The 16,717-nt window shown below is 37.7% G+C and carries 27 protein-coding genes; 26 read left to right on the top strand and 1 reads right to left on the bottom strand.

Annotated elements, in window-relative coordinates:
* Positions 1-17 precede the first annotated feature (17 nt).
* From A2536_09380 to A2536_09450, 15 genes are all read left to right on the top strand, one after another.
* On the top strand, positions 18-227 hold the full coding sequence (locus A2536_09380) for a hypothetical protein (GenBank protein OGF44748.1): 210 nt from the start codon (positions 18-20) through the stop codon (positions 225-227).
* 41 nt (positions 228-268) lie between these two features.
* Positions 269-892, top strand: coding sequence for a hypothetical protein (locus A2536_09385; GenBank protein ID OGF44749.1), 624 nt, complete (start codon positions 269-271; stop codon positions 890-892).
* A gap of 19 nt (positions 893-911) precedes the next feature.
* A complete protein-coding gene (locus tag A2536_09390) occupies positions 912-1,595 on the top strand; it encodes a DNA-binding response regulator (GenBank protein OGF44750.1) in 684 nt (227 codons plus the stop codon).
* Positions 1,585-3,063: a hypothetical protein gene (locus A2536_09395; GenBank protein ID OGF44751.1), complete on the top strand. Its 1,479-nt coding sequence runs from the start codon at positions 1,585-1,587 to the stop codon at positions 3,061-3,063. The genes A2536_09390 and A2536_09395 overlap by 11 nt, the downstream gene beginning before the upstream one ends.
* Positions 3,064-3,157: 94 nt before the next feature.
* Positions 3,158-3,556, top strand: a complete 399-nt coding sequence (locus tag A2536_09400) for a hypothetical protein (protein OGF44752.1) — start codon at positions 3,158-3,160, stop codon at positions 3,554-3,556.
* An 88-nt stretch (positions 3,557-3,644) separates the two neighbouring features.
* On the top strand, positions 3,645-4,280 hold the full coding sequence (locus tag A2536_09405; GenBank protein ID OGF44753.1) for a hypothetical protein: 636 nt from the start codon (positions 3,645-3,647) through the stop codon (positions 4,278-4,280).
* A gap of 12 nt (positions 4,281-4,292) precedes the next feature.
* A complete protein-coding gene (locus A2536_09410; protein ID OGF44754.1) occupies positions 4,293-4,973 on the top strand; it encodes a hypothetical protein in 681 nt (226 codons plus the stop codon).
* 18 nt (positions 4,974-4,991) lie between these two features.
* Positions 4,992-5,375, top strand: coding sequence for a hypothetical protein (locus A2536_09415; GenBank protein OGF44755.1), 384 nt, complete (start codon positions 4,992-4,994; stop codon positions 5,373-5,375).
* A 160-nt stretch (positions 5,376-5,535) separates the two neighbouring features.
* Complete coding sequence (locus tag A2536_09420) at positions 5,536-6,069, top strand: hypothetical protein (protein ID OGF44756.1); 534 nt, start codon at positions 5,536-5,538, stop codon at positions 6,067-6,069.
* A 22-nt stretch (positions 6,070-6,091) separates the two neighbouring features.
* Positions 6,092-6,274 (top strand): hypothetical protein, encoded by a 183-nt coding sequence (locus A2536_09425; GenBank protein OGF44757.1) that lies wholly within the window; start codon positions 6,092-6,094, stop codon positions 6,272-6,274.
* A 19-nt stretch (positions 6,275-6,293) separates the two neighbouring features.
* Complete coding sequence (locus A2536_09430) at positions 6,294-6,788, top strand: hypothetical protein (GenBank protein ID OGF44758.1); 495 nt, start codon at positions 6,294-6,296, stop codon at positions 6,786-6,788.
* Between the two features lie 49 nt (positions 6,789-6,837).
* A complete protein-coding gene (locus tag A2536_09435) occupies positions 6,838-7,365 on the top strand; it encodes a hypothetical protein (protein ID OGF44759.1) in 528 nt (175 codons plus the stop codon).
* A 242-nt stretch (positions 7,366-7,607) separates the two neighbouring features.
* Positions 7,608-7,970: a hypothetical protein gene (locus A2536_09440; protein ID OGF44760.1), complete on the top strand. Its 363-nt coding sequence runs from the start codon at positions 7,608-7,610 to the stop codon at positions 7,968-7,970.
* Entirely contained in the window at positions 7,970-9,151 is a 1,182-nt protein-coding gene (locus A2536_09445; GenBank protein ID OGF44761.1) for a hypothetical protein, read from the top strand. Before A2536_09440 ends, A2536_09445 begins: the two co-directional genes overlap by 1 nt.
* On the top strand, positions 9,148-9,465 hold the full coding sequence (locus tag A2536_09450) for a hypothetical protein (protein OGF44762.1): 318 nt from the start codon (positions 9,148-9,150) through the stop codon (positions 9,463-9,465). Before A2536_09445 ends, A2536_09450 begins: the two co-directional genes overlap by 4 nt.
* An 81-nt stretch (positions 9,466-9,546) precedes the next feature.
* Here the strand turns inward: A2536_09450 and A2536_09455 are convergent, their stop codons facing one another.
* On the bottom strand, positions 9,547-9,888 hold the full coding sequence (locus A2536_09455) for a hypothetical protein (GenBank protein OGF44763.1): 342 nt from the start codon (positions 9,886-9,888) through the stop codon (positions 9,547-9,549).
* Between the two features lie 111 nt (positions 9,889-9,999).
* On the opposite strand from A2536_09455, the gene A2536_09460 reads away from it, so the two are divergent.
* The 11 genes from A2536_09460 to A2536_09510 all read left to right on the top strand — a co-directional run bounded on the left by A2536_09460 (position 10,000) and on the right by A2536_09510 (position 16,702).
* Positions 10,000-10,197 (top strand): hypothetical protein, encoded by a 198-nt coding sequence (locus A2536_09460; protein ID OGF44764.1) that lies wholly within the window; start codon positions 10,000-10,002, stop codon positions 10,195-10,197.
* Between the two features lie 4 nt (positions 10,198-10,201).
* Positions 10,202-10,438 (top strand): hypothetical protein, encoded by a 237-nt coding sequence (locus tag A2536_09465; GenBank protein OGF44765.1) that lies wholly within the window; start codon positions 10,202-10,204, stop codon positions 10,436-10,438.
* A 2-nt stretch (positions 10,439-10,440) separates the two neighbouring features.
* Positions 10,441-11,031, top strand: coding sequence for a hypothetical protein (locus tag A2536_09470; GenBank protein OGF44766.1), 591 nt, complete (start codon positions 10,441-10,443; stop codon positions 11,029-11,031).
* Positions 11,028-11,699 (top strand): hypothetical protein, encoded by a 672-nt coding sequence (locus A2536_09475; protein OGF44767.1) that lies wholly within the window; start codon positions 11,028-11,030, stop codon positions 11,697-11,699. The genes A2536_09470 and A2536_09475 overlap by 4 nt, the downstream gene beginning before the upstream one ends.
* Positions 11,680-12,426, top strand: a complete 747-nt coding sequence (locus A2536_09480; GenBank protein ID OGF44768.1) for a hypothetical protein — start codon at positions 11,680-11,682, stop codon at positions 12,424-12,426. Before A2536_09475 ends, A2536_09480 begins: the two co-directional genes overlap by 20 nt.
* A gap of 3 nt (positions 12,427-12,429) precedes the next feature.
* Positions 12,430-13,197: a hypothetical protein gene (locus A2536_09485; protein OGF44769.1), complete on the top strand. Its 768-nt coding sequence runs from the start codon at positions 12,430-12,432 to the stop codon at positions 13,195-13,197.
* Positions 13,198-13,506: 309 nt separating this feature from the next.
* Positions 13,507-13,725: a hypothetical protein gene (locus A2536_09490; protein OGF44770.1), complete on the top strand. Its 219-nt coding sequence runs from the start codon at positions 13,507-13,509 to the stop codon at positions 13,723-13,725.
* Positions 13,726-13,778: 53 nt separating this feature from the next.
* Positions 13,779-14,012 (top strand): hypothetical protein, encoded by a 234-nt coding sequence (locus A2536_09495; protein OGF44771.1) that lies wholly within the window; start codon positions 13,779-13,781, stop codon positions 14,010-14,012.
* Positions 14,009-15,286, top strand: coding sequence for a hypothetical protein (locus A2536_09500; protein OGF44772.1), 1,278 nt, complete (start codon positions 14,009-14,011; stop codon positions 15,284-15,286). The genes A2536_09495 and A2536_09500 overlap by 4 nt, the downstream gene beginning before the upstream one ends.
* Positions 15,283-16,164, top strand: a complete 882-nt coding sequence (locus tag A2536_09505; GenBank protein OGF44773.1) for a hypothetical protein — start codon at positions 15,283-15,285, stop codon at positions 16,162-16,164. Before A2536_09500 ends, A2536_09505 begins: the two co-directional genes overlap by 4 nt.
* Positions 16,165-16,174: 10 nt before the next feature.
* Positions 16,175-16,702 (top strand): hypothetical protein, encoded by a 528-nt coding sequence (locus A2536_09510; GenBank protein OGF44774.1) that lies wholly within the window; start codon positions 16,175-16,177, stop codon positions 16,700-16,702.
* The last annotated feature ends 15 nt before the right edge of the window (positions 16,703-16,717 follow it).

The following is a 16,717-nucleotide window of genomic DNA, read 5'->3' on the forward strand; positions in this document are numbered from 1 at the left end:
TTAAGGAGGAAACTAATATGAGATTGATATTGTCGTTGTTTGCCGTACTTTGTGCCTGCGCTGCGATGGCTCATGCCGCAGACCTGACAGGGTTATTGCTTGGACAGGTTGATTCAGCAGCTCAACCTCTTGGGAAAGGTGAAAAAATTATAGGTGTTGCTTCTATAGTCGGTCTTATAATTGCCCTTGTATATTACATTTTTTTTAAAAAGGATGATAAAAAATAGCGTTTTGACAATACTAAAATTGCAGAATTGGGAGAAAAAGTATGGATAATATAATTGAGAGTAAAATTGATACAGACATATTAAATGACGTAAAAAAGTTTTTATTGATGTATTTTAAAATTGCAGGGGTAGCCTTAGTGATTTTATTGTTTGTAATATTTGTCAAATCTTTTATTATGTCTGTAATGCTGGAGGGAATTCTTTTATATGCTATTTGGATAACAGCTCTCTGGTTAATATATAAATATTTTCGTAAGAATAAAAGCATGGCAGTATTACTGGTTTTAACTATTTTAACATTTCCGCTCGGATTTGTTTTTCTTGCTTGTTATGAAAAAGTAAAAGAACCGGAGAATAAAAAAGAAACTATAGCGTTTAACGAAGTTAGAGATTTCTTGTTATTATATTTCATGCTAACAGGAACATTCATAGTTCTTGGACATTTCATGGCTGTTAATAATGTCCTGGCCTGGTATATCCCTAATTTATTTGTTTCAATCATCTTATATGTTATATGGGTGACAATGCTTTGGTTTATATATAAAGATTTTCGTAAAAATAAAAAGATGTTGAATTACCTTTCATTGATTGTTCTAACACTTCCGTATGGGCTTATAATGATATCCTGTCGTACAAAACTTAAAGAAGTTATCGGGAGTAATTAGAAAAAACAGGGGGCTGGTAATGCGTATACTTGTTATAGAGGATGAAAAGAAGATAGCTAATATCATAAAAAAAGTATTAAAAAAAAGTAAATATGCGGTTGATGTTGCCACCACCGCGTCAGAAGCTATATATCTAAGTGACGTTAATACCTATGATTTATTAATAATGGACATAATGTTGCCGGACAAAGATGGCTTTACGTTGTGCAGGGAAATTCGCCAAAAAAAGATGGATGTTCCTATTCTTATGCTTACAGCAAGAAATAATGCTAAAGACAAAATAACCGGATTAGATTCCGGGGCCGATGATTACCTGACTAAACCTTTTTCAATCGGTGAGTTGCTGGCGCGAATTCGTGCTTTGTTAAGAAGAAAAAGCAGGCAAAAAACGAATGTATTAAGTATAGGAACTTTAGAACTCGATCAGCTTTCTCATAAAGTAAAATGCTCAGGTGAGGAAGTAGTACTTTCAAACAAGGAATATATGATATTAGAATTCTTAATGCTCAATGTTAATCAGGTTATTACAAGAAGCATGATTTCTGAGCATGTCTGGAGTGAAGAGTTTGACAGTTTTTCTAATGTAATTGATGTTCATGTAAACTATTTGCGTAATAAGATTGATAAAGGTCGGAAAGTGAAACTGATACATACTATCAGGGGTGTCGGGTATGTACTGAAGGGCAAGATAAATGAAATTTAATACTTTTAAGTTTAAAATAAGCGTTTTGTATACTGTAATCTTGGGAATTATTCTTATCGTATATAGCGTTATTCTTTACTTCAGCTTGCAATTTACTCTCTACGAAGAATTGGACCGGGAATTATTGACAAAATCCAATGAAATGAAAAATGTTATGAGTTCATATTTAGATGTGCTGGGATTCAGTCAGCAAACCTTGGATTATACTGTAAACAGGCTTTTGTCCCAAAAGGGTTCTTATCCGGGGCAGGAAAAACTAATTGATCTTGAAAATCAGTGGATTCAAAAAGTAGATAAATATGATATCAGAGAAGATTATATTATATTGTTAAACTCAAATAGCGAGTTGGTAGCCAAGTCGCCTAATTTTCCAAAAGAGCTATTGCCTGCTTTTATTAAAAAAAGCAAGAAATTAGCTGTGATTGATCCGGTGTTTGGCGATATTAATTTTGATAGTAAGAGTTATCGGCTGCTAACCCTGTCTTTTACCTATCAGAATAATCAGTATATAATACAGATACTTACATCCTTAAAGCCTATTATACATTTATTAAAAACACGCTTATTTCATATTGTTATCAGCATCCCTCTAATATTAATATTTTCTTTCTTTCTTGGAGGGGTCTTTGTGATGCGAACATTGCGTCCTGTTTATGAGATAGCTGACACCGCTAGTAAAATAACCCATGAAGATTTGAATGCGCGGGTTAAAATAGAAAATTATGATGAAGAAATGAAATATCTTGCCAATACTTTTAATCAGATGATTTCCCGTCTGGAAAATTCGTTTAAACATATAGCGGAGTTCAGTTCGCAAGTTTCACATGAATTAAAGACCCCGTTAGCTATTATCAAAGGGGAAAGCGAGTATGCGCTTAAAAGCAAAAATAATCCGAGAGAATATAGAAAAGCATTGAGAATAAATTTTCTGGAATCAAATAGAATGCTTAAAACAATAGAAGACCTTTTGTTGTTGACGCGCTTGAATTACAGGCAGCAAAATATTAGTTTCGAGAAAACAGATATAAAAGAGTTTATGCAGGAAATCTACGAACAAAGCAGAATATTAGCGCTTAAGAAGAAAATATTTGTTAAGATGAACCTGCCAAAAACAAGTTACTTTGTTGAAGCTGACAAGCTGCACCTTAGGAGATTATTTTTCAATATAATAAACAATGCCATTAAATTTACCCCGAAAAAAGGGGATATAAGCATTGAATTGGTACAGGAAAAAAAGAATCTTCTTATTTCAATTGCCGATACAGGTGTGGGCATCATGCAAGAAGACATACCCAGAATTTTCGAAAGATTCTTTCATGTAAACAGAACCGGTCAGAATATCGAGCCCGGAAATGGTCTGGGGCTGCATATTGCCAAGTCTATTGCCGTTATGCATAATGGAGATATAAGGGTAAAAAGTACTTTTGGTGAAGGTACTGTTTTTACCGTCGTTTTGCCTATTAAATAGGTTTTTCGACTTTAAAGCCTTATAAAACGAAGATTAAATATATTTAATCAAATAGTTAATCTTCGTTTAATCAGGGCTGCTTTATAATGATAGCATGAAAAGTATTCTTATAGTGGATGATGAAATAGGGATAAGAAATCTTTATTGTAAAATACTAGTTGAAAATGGTTTCAATGTTGAGGTTTCTGACGATATCTACGAGGCTTGCAAAAAGCTTAAAAATAGCAATGTGGATTTGATCCTCTGGAATATAGAAATACCTAGAGAGGTAAGAAGCAACCTGTTAGATTGTTTGCCTGAATTTGAGAGGCGGTTTAGATTGATTGTTATCAGTGTTTATTCAATTGAAGAGCAAAGACTGGCTGTTCCGAATGCTGATGATTATTTTGACAAAGCAAATGGTACAGGAACTTTGATTTCTAAAATTAAATCAGTACTTAGAAAAAAACGCTTGTCCAATTCCGGTATGCTTATGAAAAAAAGGTTGACCTGATGCTAGAATACATGCTTATCGTTCAAGACATTATTTGTTTTGTAATTAACAAAAGAGTTGAGAGAAAAATAGAGAAATAGGAGGATAGATGAAGTATTATCTGAAGATATTTATAGGTCTAGTTTTATTGTGTATTTTTCTTTTCTATGGCTGTGTTGCAAAAAGTGAATTAGTAAATGCCGATGTAGTTCAACCAATTAGTGATAATGTTGTTAAGGAAAAAAAGACTCTTGAACCCGCAGTTGATAGCTCTGTAAGCGTGTTAGTAAAACCAAAAGCCGAACAGGCAGTGGAAGTTAACAATGACGCTGTTAAGGCTCCAATTATTAATACTACTTCTAAAGAAAAGTCTAAAGCAAAACCCGGACCGAGTAGTACTGTAGTAGCAGGTAAAACATATCCACTGACAAAGCTGCTTGAGAAAGATGTCATTGGATATGAGTATTACAACTGTCCAAAATGTAATCTTGAATATACCAACACTGGAAAATGTAAAAAATGCAAGGTTGATCTTGTGAAAAAGATTAAAAGTTATTCATATGTATGTGTAACTTGTGGCTATTCTCAGAAAAAGGAAGGTAAATGTAAAATATGTAAGACTGATTTGAAAAAGTACGCGGTAAAATATCATTGCGTGCCGTGTCAAGTCACCGGTAATGAACCCGGAAAATGCACAAAGTGTGGTCAAGATTATACAAAAATCAAGGTTCCATCAAAGAAATAGGAGGATACTAATATGAAGAGTTATCTAAAGTACATTATTGTTGGAATTTTGCTGCTGGGAGGATGTGCGGAAAAAAAACAGGTAATAGTCCAAGATGATACAAAAAAAGTATCAGAGCTTACAGCGGAAGTGGAAGATTTAAGGGGGCTGGTGCAAAAGACTGTAGGCGCTATGTTAGAACAGGCGAAGTCATATGTTGCAGAAGCAAAAAAAGCTGGTGCAGAAAAATATGCTCCGGAATTACTTTCCTCTGCAGAAGATAACTTAGCAAAAGCTCTAGAGTGTTATGAGTCAAAGGAGTACGATAAAACCTTTAGTTATTCCTTGAGAGCAATAGATGATGCAAAAGCGGCTATATCCGGGTGTATAGCAGGAAAATCGAGTGAAGATAAAATAAATTCAGCAAAGAAGGATACGAAGATAGATAATAAAGCAGTAATTCCCTGGAAGAAACCTAATACAATCGAAAAGACTCCAATGAAATCAGCTCCTAAAAAGAAAACAGTAAACGGTAAAGAAGACGGAAGCTTGCTGAAAATGAACGATATTCTAGTAGAAAAAGCTTTTGCTTCTACAAACAGTAACTCCGGCAAGAGTAGGCCTAAGGAGATTGGACGCCCTATCATAATTATTTCTGTACTTGTAATAGCGGCTATATTTTTCTTGCTTAAAGCGTTTAAGAAAAACAAGTAAAGCGTAATGTAGGTTATTATGTCTGTAAAAATGGAAAAACATTTGAAAAAAATATTGGTAATAGATGATGAGGCAGGGATAAGAATATTATTATTTGAGCAACTATCATCAGCCGGGTATGAAGTTGTAACGGCCTCCGACGGTGACGAAGGTATAGAAAAGATTAATAATCAATACTTTGATATGGTTATAAGTGATTTAATGATGCCAAAAGTTTCTGGCATTGAAGTAATGAAAACTTTGAAGAAATCTAATACTAAAACGAAGATGATGATAATGAGCGGGGCTGGAATAGAATATGTTAAAGAAAAAATGAAAGAAGGCATATTTGATGTAATTGCGAAGCCTTTTGATCTTGATAAAATGTTAACAATGATAGATACAGCTTTACTAAAGGAATAAGGCGTAATGTTATCAGCAATACGAACACATCTTTATGGAAGTGCAGAGCTATATGGAGCATTAAAATGGAAAAATACATTGAAATCTGCATAGATGCATTGATTTTAGTGTTGTTATTGCTTTTTAAATAGTTTAACTTTTTGCAAAATCAGGAGGAGTTATGAAGAAGAACATAAAGTGTCTTGCATTTTTATTAATTACTGCGGGATTGTTTTCGCAAACCTTAAATCCTAAAGATGTAAAAAACACGCCAATTAAAAAATTTGAAGTCAAAAGCTCTTCTTCAACGGCATCTACAATAGTAACATCTGCTCCTGTGACAACTTCAAAAGCGGACAGTTCTTCTTTTCCTCCTTTACCAGCGGGACAAAAAAGAATTGATATAAATGTTATTCAAGAAGAGTACTATGAATGCCCAAAATGTAAAAGGCAATATGGAAAGGCCGGCAAATGCCTGCTTCATAGCATAGTACTTGTGAAAAAGACAAGAAGCTTTACTTTTAAATGCAAGCTTTGTGGTTATATAAGTGAAAAAGAAGGAAAATGTCCAAGTTGCAAAGACAACCCTGTTTTGAAAAAATTTCAGGTAACCTACCAGGATATTGGCTGCAGTGAAGTATCTTCTGAGCCGGGAAAATGTCCAAAGTGCAAACAGGATCTGAAGAGAATAATAAATGTTGAAATCAAGAAGTAAACAAAATTAGCAAGGAGGATATATGACCATTGACAAAGTAAAAGCTTCGGCAGAGGTAAAAAGAAGCGTCAGCAAAGAGAAACTGCTGAAGGAAATAGAGAAAAAGTCCTACGAGCTTTTTCTGAAAAGAAATGGCAAGCATGGCAATGATCTGCAGGACTGGCTGGAAGCGGAGAAAATAGTCAAGAAACAGTTAAAGATTTAAGAAGCAATAACGAGGTTAAATGAAGAATCAAGATGGGGTTCCTCGGAGAGAATATTGTAATGTTCCAAAACGTTGTGCTAATCTAACAGCAACTGGAAATAGTGCTGTTTCTTATGTGGACAAAGGTACTTTACCTCCTAGTCAAACTACCGGATATTATTGCAAAATATATCCCACAGAATTATTAGATGATAGAAACTCAACAATGATTCGTAAATGTAACAGCTGTATACTCTCACTGAAAACGGGGGAGGAGATGGTCGAGTCAAGTCATATAGAAATTGAAACAAGCAAATTAAATTGCGGTATCTCCCAAATTGACGAAAATACTGCTAAAGTATGTTTCAATAATAACACCATTGCTATATTCCAAATTAATAGTGAGAACTTTAAGAATTTAATCTTAAACATACCTTTAGCGGAGCGTACTGGAATAAATAATTTGTGTAAAGAATTGCTAGCTAATCCGGATAATTCTATTGTAGCCAGAGAAATAATCAATATTTTAAAATAAGAGCAGTGCGCTCTTTAACATAGAACACAATTATTAATGGGGGATCTTTATGGGGAAGAATACGAACAGCTGTAAGGATACAGATGACTGCAAGATAGAATATTCTCTGCTTCATGTCTGGTTGGACAATCTTCCTTATATTCTCATGGTACTTTTAGGGGCTCTGATTATCGGCCTTACTTTTGAGTATCTTCTTGCGATATTATTTGTGCTGTACGGCGTGGCAGGAACGCTGTGGTTCATCATATTTATCTGCCCTTATTGCCATTACTATGGTTCAAAGGCCTGTCCCTGCGGGTACGGGGTGTTGAGCAAAACAATAGTTCTGAAAAAAGACGAAACCCAGTTTCATTCTATTTTCAAAAAGAATATCATCGCCATTGTGCCTTTATGGCTGCTCCCGGTGGCTGCGGGTATCTATAATATAATAAATTCATTTTCTGCTCTGATGCTGATATTGGTCGTTATTTTTATTGTTGATTCGTATGTTATCCTGCCTTGGATCTCAAGAAAATACGGCTGTGTGGATTGCCCGAATAAAGATGAATGCCCTTGGATGGGAACCAAGAAAAAATAGTCCGTATCCTCCCTATAATCTTATGAGAAACGCATAGCCGAATTTAAATCTTAACGTATTTATTCTTTATGAGAGATACGATAACCGCAGAAAACATTAACGGCGTAAGGAATCGGATATTCTATAATAATATACGCCAAACTATTGACCATCTTCAAAACTTCCTTATAAACGAATCTCCAGCCTGTATTTCCAAGGAAAAGATAACCGACTCCCATACTGCGTATGGGTTGTGCAAGAATATGGAGCTGTTGGAAAAAGAAGAATTTCGCATCCTCATCATGGATACCCTTAATCAGCTTACGCGTATTGAAACCATATCAATAGGTACTGTCAATTCAAGCCTGGTAACTCCAAGAGAAGTATATAGAGCGGCATTGCTGTATGACGCGGTAACTATTATTGGTGTCCATAACCACCCCAGCGGTTCTATTGAGCCTTCAGACCAAGACATCAAAATCACCAGGGACTTATGCAAAGCAGGAAAGCTTATAAATATTAAATTTCTTGACCACCTTATTATCGGCAATCAGCGTTATTCCAGTATGGCCGACTTAGGGCTCTTACCTAAAGAAGTTAAAGCTACTTCAGGGGTTATTAACTAATGCGGACATATAACGAGCTATTTAAGCGCTGTGACGAACTCGGGATTCCTATTAACCCTTCAAATGGATACACCAAGGAAGGATTACAGAACCTCATACGAGACCATCTTTGGCAGAGAGACCATCCAGATGAAAAGATGCTTCTCCAGGTAGAACCCGAGCTTGCTCAAAGTATCGAGGAACTTAACGACAAAAAAGCTGAGGATATCTGGAATTCCAAAGACTATTGCGCTCAGCTTAAACTCGACGGTAATAGAATATTATTGCACATAGGTAAGACTTCTAACAGAGCTACCAGCAGGAGGAAGTCTGACGTTACCTTTCTCTTTTCTGAGAAAACCGACAATATGCCTTCTCAGAGAGATTTCTTGCTCCCAGACTATGAGGGCACAGTCTTAGATGGTGAAGCCATAATGCCAGTGCCAGATTTAGATACCGGGTCAGTAATTACTTCGTCGGAATTGCAGTCTACTTCCGCAGTCTTAAACTGCTCGCCTGATCTAAGCAAAAAGCTTCAGGAAGGCAGACCTATAATCTACCATATTTTTGATGTGATCTACTGGAAGGGAAAGAATGTTATGCCTTTATCGTATGATATCCGTTTAAATCTCGTTGACAATATATTTTTGGAGATAAACAGCCGCGGCGGGAGCAATTACTTTTCCAGGGTAGAGACCGTACTTGATAACAAGAAACAGTTTTATCAAGATATGATTGCGCAGGGTAAAGAAGGTGTTATGCTTAAATCTCTAAATAGCATCTATGAGCCTGGCAAAAGAACCTGGAACTGGTTAAAAGTAAAGGAGTGGAGCGAATACGACGGCATCATCACCGGTTGGCTTCCTTCAACAGAAGGTAAGGGATATGAAAACCTTATTGGCTCTCTTGAAGTAAGCGCTTATGATGAGAACAGAATCCTTCGTCCCATAGCCTGTGTCAGTCCCAGATCATTAGAGGAACGCAAATCATTAACACAAATCAATAATTCAGGTCAGGTTGGATTAAAGGCGGATATCCTTGGCAAGGTTGTTACAGTTCGGGGAAGGGAATGGTCAGGCAAGAGCATACGCCTTAAACATGCCGTACTTTTAACTTGGCGCGAGGACAAGAGTCCAGAAGACTGTGCAATTAACTTTAATACTATCAAGTCTAAGTTAGAGTTAGGGGAGCGTGTAAGATGAAAAACACAGATTGGGAAATTGTTTCAACATATACCATGGAGCAAGCTGTATCTGACGGCATTCTTGTTAAAGTAGGTTGGTGTATATCCGGTAAAGCCAAAACCCCAGTGGTATTTACTTCTAACCTGTTTTATTCCGGCGGTTATCAGGATGCTGACCTGAGGTTAAAACTCATCACTCGTGGTTTAGAATCTTTGCAGAAGCCCGACAAAGAAGACGATGACTATAGGAAGTTGCGCGTCCTCGAAAAGAATGAAATCTGGCTGATCGAAGACCCCACTGGCCTTACCTTTATGCGCCCTGAGGACTACTAACCAGAAGAATAAGTAACATATATGTTACCCGATAGTTTTTGTACAGCGGTTTCAAGAGTGGGCATAGTTGATAACCTTCTGCTATATTTTCCTCTTAGGGATCATATAATAGTGTTTATCGAATTTATCTCTGACATCATTTCTCAAATCTTCAAAGGTTTTATGTCCATGCTTTTTTAATAAAGCATAGAAACCAGGACCTTTATAGCTTTCTGCGATTGCACTCCAAAAAAAGACAAACATTCCGCGAAAATTAAGTTTTAAGAGCCTGGAAATAGTAATCCTGACACCTTTCTTAATACTTGGATTGGTTTTTTCATCATTTATGATTTCATTCCAGCTGAGTGACTTTGCTAGGAAATCAAAGAATTCTTTTTCTTTACCTTTTAAATCCTTATAAGCTTCAGACTTAAAGATATCCATGATGCCTCCTAGTACAGAATTTATACCTATACTATCGCAGAAAGGTAAGAAAAGTTCAATGGTCTTCCGTATTTATAATAGAGAACCAGATACAAAAGGAGGATACACCCAATGGAGAACAGGCCAATAGCGGTAAAGAACAGAATTGCCAAGTACCTTGATTATGAGGTCGAGGTGGGGAATGACGAGACCCCCGAACAAGTCAAAACAAACCTGTCAGAGATTTTCCCTGAAATATCGCATGCTAAATATACCCAGCATCCTGACGGGACTATCGAATTTGAGGTAACCGCCGGCACAAAAGGGTAAGCCTATGGATAATATCTTCAAGGACACAGATATTGACTTCCAGCGGAAGATCAACAGGGCAAAGCAGTTCTTGACCGTCTTTAACAAAAAGGATCTGGTTATTGATTCTTTAACAACAAAGAAGATAGGCAGATATACCGCTCTATTCGGTGAATTACTGTCCTACAATACCCAAATGGAGACCATTGAAGATTCTTTGCTCTCTTCCAAGAGCGAGTGTATAAGCGAGGGATATATCTGATTATGGCTAATAACCCGTCTGCTTCGGACATAGTTACTACTTTAAACCGTCTGGCATATGTTTCCTTTATGAAGGATGCCAAGGTGTTAGGCTATGTTTCCCATAATCAGAATGTTCCTCTCAATGTATCCCCTCAGAGCATTAGCTGTAATCTACGAAAGCTTTTAAAGTCCCTAATCAAAGAAGATGTAAGCATTTCAAAGTTCAGGTCCGCATTCCGCTGGCATGTAGAGGTTGTACAGAAGCAGGAATACGGTGACTCCGATTTCAGAGAGTATATTTCCAGCAATGGTCTTCTTAAAAAGCATTTCCATACTCAAAGCAATAACTTTGACGGATTATTCCGATGTTCCTTGGAGCTATTCTCCTTTATGCATCATAACAGCCAGCGTTATCTTGAATACAATCAAAGCTTTGTCACAGATCTTAAGTCTTACATTGATAAAATAACTACATTAAAAGACCTCCTGCCTTCTTTATATGATCAATTTCTCGACAAGGAAGCAAAATTCAAAAAGCAGCTACAGGAAAGATATATGGCTATTGCAAACAAGAAGAAAGAAAAGAAGGAAAACAAGCGTGCTCTGTTATGACTACGATCCATTTGGAGTCATACGGTGTTCGTGTGGAGCTTCAGGATGAGAACAATAAGAAGCAGTACCGCTATCTATCCCCTAATAAGTTTAAGGAAATAGTCTTACGAGATACGAAATTTGACAGCGGGTTACTGCCTCCCGGTACTTTATCCTATCAGCGAACAGGAGGTGGAGAGAAGATTACATTACTCCGCCCCGACCAGGTGTTTAAGGTTAAATACAATAACAATAAAGCTGATGGCGCACCAGTTGTGTTTGACTTCCAGGTACCGTTACCGCCGTTAGTGTGGATTTACGAGGTAAACTCCAATCGGTTGTTATATTCCACCAAAGTCTTTGCTATCGGAAAGGAAACAATAACAGATAATATCATGCTTTATAATGCGCCTTTTTCCAATGTCCACCCAAACGGCGAGGTCTGTTGGGGAACGGCCGGCAACTTGATTGATAAGCCGTTTAAATCCCTCCAGGGAATGTCTAATCTACCAAGGATATTCTTTCTATCCCCGTTTAACGAAGATTTATTCAATAACGACAGTAATGGACCCGGAACCCGCATGCTTAACTGGTTTAAATCTTATGACGGGAAGCAGGAATTCCCATATAGCGAATTAAAGCCGTATGGAATCTTAAGCGAGGTGTTGCATGGTAAAGTCAATCGTTAGTCAGTTAGTGAACCACAGTATAGGCCTTCCCAAGAAACTTATTAAGCCTGTAAACTATATCTTATGCGGTACGGGAGCAAAGGAGATAAGAGAAACGGAATTAGGAACCATTATCGTAACCCCGAAAGAAATAGTCGGCCTAGAGAAAGTACAAGAAGGCTTTAAGATAAAACTGCCTAAGATCCCTGTTGTTCTTCTTTTGACCTGTTTAAGCTTCTTTAAGAAGGTTTATATGAAACATCAGTCAGAAGCGCTCCTTCAGATATTCTGGGATCGCAACCGTAAGTCTTACTATATCCACTGTCCTCCCCAGCAGGTAGGCCCTGCCTCAGTCAAGTTCGAACATAATACGGCAATGGAGAAAGAGAACATCCTGGCTCTTGAAATCCATAGTCACGGGAATATGCAGGCTTTCTTCTCAGCCGTGGATGACGGTGATGAGAAGGCTACCCGTCTTTATGCGGTAGCAGGACAGATAACAGAACCTTTACCTCAACTTAAAATCCGCGCTTGCTGTGGTACCTCGTCTATCCCTGTATCTTTAGAGGATATCTTTGACCTGGTATCAGAAGTTCCCGATAAATGGTTTAAAGAGATAAACCCTGTGGAAGACGACGAACATCAAACAGAACTGGATATGCTGCTATACGGCTGTAGCATGGAGCGTGATTTACCGGGCGTTGGACAGGACCTGCATAAGCCTGGTTTAAATATTGAGGATCTATAATCTATGAAAATAACTCTGCCAAAGACATACTTTGAGAATAACCTTTACACCCATGTAAGAATCCTTCAGATAGGAGCCGGAGGGACCGGGAGCGCTCTGGTTCCCCTGCTTGCCCGTTTAATTGCTTCAGAAAGAGAGATGACTTTTGAATATCTGATTGTTGACGGTGACCGCGTTAGTATATCTAACATTGTTAGGCAGAACTTTATTAAGTCGGACATAGGTAAGCCGAAGGCAGAAGTCTTAACCCAAAGATACGGCTCTGCATTTGGCGTAAACCTATCCTGTATATCTAAATATTACAATGAAGAAACAGCAGAGAAAGTAAAGCTGAACGTGTTTGATATTGTGGTTGGCTGTGTGGATAATAATAAAGCCAGAGCTTTTATATCTTCAGAGTTATCAAAGATAGATAATAATTACAATCGTCCTCTGTACATAGATTCAGGAAACGAACTTATCGGTGGTCAGACCTTTATTCAAGGAATGTTGAAAGACTCATACTGCGGGCCAAAGCTTATCGAGCAACATCCTGAGATTGCTAACCAGGACACCAATTCAGAAAGAAGCTGTACTGCAAACCTTGCAAACGGTACTCAGCGTCTAACCACTAATCAAACGGCAGCTGTATTTCTCTTCAATGTCATAGACCAGTACATCCACAAGGTAAACATCCCTTATTATGAAATCAACTGGACGACGTCAAATACCGTGAGTAAGATATTTTTAGATGACTGGGTTAAATCCAAGGGGAACCTTGCTCAGGCATAAGTAACATATGTAACGTACGATAATCTGTAAGCCAATAGAAACTTCCTTTAGTCCCATACGAAGGGGTCACGTATATGCTCTTAAGGTTCACACTAACAGGAGGTTTGTTTACATGTCTACAATAAGAAATGCAATTACAATAAAATTTGTTGGGAAGATAATTTCTACCCTTGCCTCTGTGACGTTTCAACCTACACTGTTAGATATTTTTTACGTTTTTCTCTATAGAGAGAGTCAGAGAGGCCTTCTAGACTCAATACCGACGTTGTAGAGGTTAATCATGAAGCTCAAGCTTCTTGGAGGAGCTGTATGGACAGAAAGCTGCAATTTATTCAAAGCAATAGTAATATCAATATCAGGGAGTTTACCGGACCCGTCTGTGAGCTTCGCAATGGAGTGTGGAGACTAACCCCGGCTTTTAGAACTTTTATAGAACAGCTTATTGTTGCCTCTAAGGGAAGGTCTGCTAAAGTCCGCATTGAGTTCTTAATGGATAAGGATATCATAGTCAGTCTTTCCGACCTATAAATCTACCTGCCTTTAATATCTTCTTACCGTATTTTATCTTAGAGGATAAACCCATGCCGGAGAAAGTAATAATACATAACAGTAGTTACAACCTTGTCGAGAGTAAGGGCCGTCTCTATATCATTCCCCAGCCGGCTAAGCCTAACCCATATAAACTGAGCAATATATTTGCTTCAACTGTTACCGTCGTGCTATGTGCCTGCCTACTGTTATTTCCAGCGGTCAGCATCTTCCTTCTTTTATCCCTGATCTTTACAAATATGTTTAAGAAAGGACTCAATAAATGAAGCGAAGTGTAACTGTAGAGATAAACAAGCCTGTATTATATAAATATGCCGAGGACTATCTGTCCTCTATAATGGCGAAATTCCTAGGTGAAAAACGCACAGATATCATCGTCTTGTTTAGAGATTTCTATCCCGCAGCGTTTAGGGTCGTATCCTTTGCAATCTACAAGCTTATAAACGACAACTACACTATAATAAAAACAAACAATGGATATGCAGAAGAATTGCCTTTCCCGATCATTTACGATCAGTCTGGTAGCAATAAAACAAGCCCATATTGCGCAAACTACTTCCTAAAAGACAAGAATGGCAATAAAATGGCTGTGCGGATGAAGCTATCTAAGGATGACTTTGTGAAATCATATTTTCATGTCTATCTCCCCGCAAGCAAGCTGGATTTGGGGAAGAAGTTCTTTGCCGACTTAGAGAACACAATTATGTCTTTAACTGATTTAAGGTTGAACGCTGGGGGAGAATTTATAGAGTCGATTCAGCAACTTACAGATGAAGAACTTATATTACCCGAAGAAATAAAGCGCTCTATAAAATCTAATGTCATAGGTATTATAGAAAGATATAGATTACACGGCAATAACAATAAGCTGAATGAATTTAATATTATTAAGAGAGGCATTCTATTGTTTGGCGCTCCTGGAACAGGCAAAAGCCTTACTATCCGTTGGCTTATGTCAACGCTCAGATGTAACTTTATTGTAGCCACAGGAAAACATCTCAAACGAAGCGAAGACGTCTCTGAAGTATTTTCCCTTGCTCGAAGCATCCGACCTTGTGTTGTTGTTCTGGAGGATTTAGATCTCTATGGACTTTCCAGAGATGGAGGATATTTTAATGGAGGAGTTCTAAATGAACTTTTAAATCAATTGGATGGTGCAGCTAATTTAAATGGTGTTATTACCATCGCTACGGCGAACAAAACAGAGGTGCTCGATAAAGCGCTAACCAAACGTCCCGGTCGATTTGATGTTATTTTGCATTATAAGAACCCTTTGCCAAAAGAAAGGTTAAGCCTATTACAATTGAACTTATCTAAGACCGATACGGACAAAACTCTTAACATAAATCATATCGCCGATATAACAGAAGATTTTAGCCCTGCCCAGATTGTGGAGATAGTTAAAAGAGGCTATCTGTCAGCTATCGAAAGAGGAGATAACATTATTCGTCAAACGGACCTTGTATCTGCAGTTGACCAGCTAAAAGAACCAGCAACCAAAGAGATTGGATTTAAAACTCCAAAAGGAAAAGCTGAATGACCGACTTCAATATAACCGAGTACCTGTCAAAGTACAAACCGCATAACAGCATGCAGATTGTTCCAAGAGCAGTTCCTTACTTCTCGTTCTATTCTTTACGGTTGTTGGAATGCCCATATCGCTACAAAATGATGGTGATTCTGAGAGACCCCTTAAGTAAGATGCAGGATTTTAGAAACGCATTATCCGGAAGTGTTGTACATGGTCTTGCAGAAATGTTTCTAAAGGGTAGATATAAAGACCTTTCATGGCTAAAAGAAAATACCTTGCCTCTTTTTAACAAGATCATCTCAGAAGTTCCCGTACTCATTTGGCGTGGTGACCCCGAGGAAGATAAAGCAACAGTTCTAACTCACATTAATCAAATGGTAGATTACCTTATTCAATACTTCAAAGATATTAAACTGCTTGAATCAGCTAAAATATTCCCAGAGCATACCTTCAAGACATTAATAGCCGGTGAACTAAAAGTCAATCCTCTTGCTATATCCGGCCGTGTTGACCTGATTACCGTATCCAAAGATGGGTTTGTGGATATTTATGATTTTAAGTGTGTGAACATAATAAGCGAGGAAGGGCTTTCCAAACTGCAATTCCTTTTCTATTTTGTCGGCATATTGGGTATGGATATTGGGAGAATCAGAAGCCTGAGATTTATCTTGCCTGCCTTAAAAATGGACCTACAGATTAAATTCTCGAGCAAGGATTTAGAAAACTTTATTAAACAAATAAAGTTAGCTTATAAAGAGGTAGCTCAATGTCATAAGACCGGCTTCTTTGCCAAACCAGGGAGGCAATGTGGCTTCTGTATGTATAAGACCGGTGAATGCGACAAGTACAAACTACTAAACCTAAAACCTTCGTATTTTAATAAGTAGAGGAGACGTTATGAATGACTTAACTGCATTACAGGAAGTGATGGAAAGTAATCTGGCTTCTATGACTACTGTCCAGTTAGCAGAAATCTATCTGACGGCGAAGGTCTTTTCATCTAAAATCTATCAGCTTAAAACACACATTGAGGGACTTCTTATCCGAGAATTAAGATTTCAAAACGTAGAAAAGGTAATCAGTAATAAGACCAGGACTCCCATAACTCTTGGGAAAACTACAGACCGTAAGTTTGATATCGAAATCCTTAAAGAGGAACTTAAACCGCTGTTATCCGAAGAACAATGGAGTTCTGCTGTAAAGATGGAGCCGAAAATACTTTGGGAGAACCTTAAAGATATTTCTAAAATAAATGCTGTCGCAAAAGAGATAATCGATAAGGCTGTCATTGAATTCCCAAAGCCTGTTTTAAAAATAGGTGTGCCCAGTAAGGTGGATAGATTGTTGTTATCAAGGCACATTATTCCTATAGATACTACCCAAGAGAACAGGGAAGTGGTGTTAAGTTCCCTGCCGCCATTTTAATAAGAAACATAGAGT

It is taken from the genome of Candidatus Firestonebacteria bacterium RIFOXYD2_FULL_39_29 (assembly GCA_001778375.1).
Taxonomy (GTDB): domain Bacteria; phylum Oederibacteriota; class D2-FULL-39-29; order D2-FULL-39-29; family D2-FULL-39-29; genus D2-FULL-39-29.

Coding starts and splice junctions, on each gene's coding strand:
- A2536_09380 (OGF44748.1), top strand. CDS start 18: ATGAGATTGATATTGTCGTTGTTTGCCGTACTTTGTGCCTGCGCTGCG.
- A2536_09480 (OGF44768.1), top strand. CDS start 11,680: ATGGTAAAGTCAATCGTTAGTCAGTTAGTGAACCACAGTATAGGCCTT.
- A2536_09470 (OGF44766.1), top strand. CDS start 10,441: ATGGCTAATAACCCGTCTGCTTCGGACATAGTTACTACTTTAAACCGT.
- A2536_09415 (OGF44755.1), top strand. CDS start 4,992: ATGTCTGTAAAAATGGAAAAACATTTGAAAAAAATATTGGTAATAGAT.
- A2536_09495 (OGF44771.1), top strand. CDS start 13,779: ATGCCGGAGAAAGTAATAATACATAACAGTAGTTACAACCTTGTCGAG.
- A2536_09435 (OGF44759.1), top strand. CDS start 6,838: ATGGGGAAGAATACGAACAGCTGTAAGGATACAGATGACTGCAAGATA.
- A2536_09505 (OGF44773.1), top strand. CDS start 15,283: ATGACCGACTTCAATATAACCGAGTACCTGTCAAAGTACAAACCGCAT.
- A2536_09500 (OGF44772.1), top strand. CDS start 14,009: ATGAAGCGAAGTGTAACTGTAGAGATAAACAAGCCTGTATTATATAAA.
- A2536_09420 (OGF44756.1), top strand. CDS start 5,536: ATGAAGAAGAACATAAAGTGTCTTGCATTTTTATTAATTACTGCGGGA.
- A2536_09450 (OGF44762.1), top strand. CDS start 9,148: ATGAAAAACACAGATTGGGAAATTGTTTCAACATATACCATGGAGCAA.
- A2536_09400 (OGF44752.1), top strand. CDS start 3,158: ATGAAAAGTATTCTTATAGTGGATGATGAAATAGGGATAAGAAATCTT.
- A2536_09460 (OGF44764.1), top strand. CDS start 10,000: ATGGAGAACAGGCCAATAGCGGTAAAGAACAGAATTGCCAAGTACCTT.
- A2536_09445 (OGF44761.1), top strand. CDS start 7,970: ATGCGGACATATAACGAGCTATTTAAGCGCTGTGACGAACTCGGGATT.
- A2536_09430 (OGF44758.1), top strand. CDS start 6,294: ATGAAGAATCAAGATGGGGTTCCTCGGAGAGAATATTGTAATGTTCCA.
- A2536_09485 (OGF44769.1), top strand. CDS start 12,430: ATGAAAATAACTCTGCCAAAGACATACTTTGAGAATAACCTTTACACC.
- A2536_09455 (OGF44763.1), bottom strand. CDS start 9,888: ATGGATATCTTTAAGTCTGAAGCTTATAAGGATTTAAAAGGTAAAGAA.
- A2536_09385 (OGF44749.1), top strand. CDS start 269: ATGGATAATATAATTGAGAGTAAAATTGATACAGACATATTAAATGAC.
- A2536_09465 (OGF44765.1), top strand. CDS start 10,202: ATGGATAATATCTTCAAGGACACAGATATTGACTTCCAGCGGAAGATC.
- A2536_09395 (OGF44751.1), top strand. CDS start 1,585: ATGAAATTTAATACTTTTAAGTTTAAAATAAGCGTTTTGTATACTGTA.
- A2536_09510 (OGF44774.1), top strand. CDS start 16,175: ATGAATGACTTAACTGCATTACAGGAAGTGATGGAAAGTAATCTGGCT.
- A2536_09440 (OGF44760.1), top strand. CDS start 7,608: ATGGAGCTGTTGGAAAAAGAAGAATTTCGCATCCTCATCATGGATACC.
- A2536_09405 (OGF44753.1), top strand. CDS start 3,645: ATGAAGTATTATCTGAAGATATTTATAGGTCTAGTTTTATTGTGTATT.
- A2536_09425 (OGF44757.1), top strand. CDS start 6,092: ATGACCATTGACAAAGTAAAAGCTTCGGCAGAGGTAAAAAGAAGCGTC.
- A2536_09410 (OGF44754.1), top strand. CDS start 4,293: ATGAAGAGTTATCTAAAGTACATTATTGTTGGAATTTTGCTGCTGGGA.
- A2536_09490 (OGF44770.1), top strand. CDS start 13,507: ATGGACAGAAAGCTGCAATTTATTCAAAGCAATAGTAATATCAATATC.
- A2536_09475 (OGF44767.1), top strand. CDS start 11,028: ATGACTACGATCCATTTGGAGTCATACGGTGTTCGTGTGGAGCTTCAG.
- A2536_09390 (OGF44750.1), top strand. CDS start 912: ATGCGTATACTTGTTATAGAGGATGAAAAGAAGATAGCTAATATCATA.